Annotated in this window: 1 protein-coding gene; it reads right to left on the bottom strand. The window is 68.9% G+C overall.

Features of this window, described 5'->3' with window-relative positions; translation table 11 throughout:
- Positions 1 to 11: 11 nt before the first annotated feature.
- On the bottom strand, positions 12 to 880 hold an 869-nt coding region (locus tag BFN01_RS14580), incomplete at its 5' end, for an SbcC/MukB-like Walker B domain-containing protein (protein WP_305728275.1).

Here is an 880-nt window from a genome sequence, read left to right as displayed (position 1 = left end):
TCGCGTCCGCGCTACGCGCCGATCGCACGCTTGGTGAAATGCGCGTCGGCCTTGATCAGCGCCTCGTCCATGAACACCGGCGCGTAGCGCGGACGCGAAGCGCCGGCATCCCCCAGCTGATACCGCAGAGCCGCCCCGACGATGAACGCGACCAGCTCCTGCGACTCCCCACCCGACTTCTCGCCGATGTGGTCGTACAGCGCGACGTGCTCGCCCGTCTCGGCGAGCACCCGCTCGGCCGACACCCGCACGTGATTGCGCACGTCGATCAGCTCGGCGAAGTCGGGAGCGGTACGACGCATCCGCTCGATCAGCCGGTTCATCCGCCTGTACGCATGCTCGCGCTCGTCGTCGGTCGACGCCGCCTCGATCAGTCCGCGCACCTCGCGCAGGTCACGGCGGAAGCGCTTGCGCGCCTCGGACTGGTTCTCGCGCGGCGAGATCTGCAGCCGGTGCCTGTCGTCGTAGAACGGCAGATCGCGCATGATGCTGTTGATCGGCTCGATGCGCTCCCTGATCTCGCGCACCGATCGGCTCAGCGTCGAATCGAGGCTGGTCAGGTCGTTGCCCGAGAGCCCGAGCAGACTGTCGCGCCACTCGTTCTCGAGCTCGTGCAGACCGTTCGTCCGCAGCGCGTCCAGGATGCCGAGGAACTCGGGCACCGAGGCATCCGGATCCGGCAGCAGGTTGAGGTTCGGCCACCGCTCCAGGAACGACGACATCAGCTGCCGCATGCGCTCGCGCTGCTCGTCGTGCGCTTCGACGGCGGCGCGGCGGTCGGATGCCAGGCGTGCCGCCGCCGACGTCAGAGCGAGGTCGAGCCGTGCGAGCCGATCGGTCGCCGACAGCCCCTCACCGTCGTCCGACGCCGAGAGCATGA

It is taken from the genome of Microbacterium sp. AR7-10, assembly GCF_001878835.1.
Taxonomy (GTDB): domain Bacteria; phylum Actinomycetota; class Actinomycetes; order Actinomycetales; family Microbacteriaceae; genus Microbacterium; species Microbacterium commune.
This window is presented reverse-complemented; position numbering and strand designations above follow the sequence as displayed.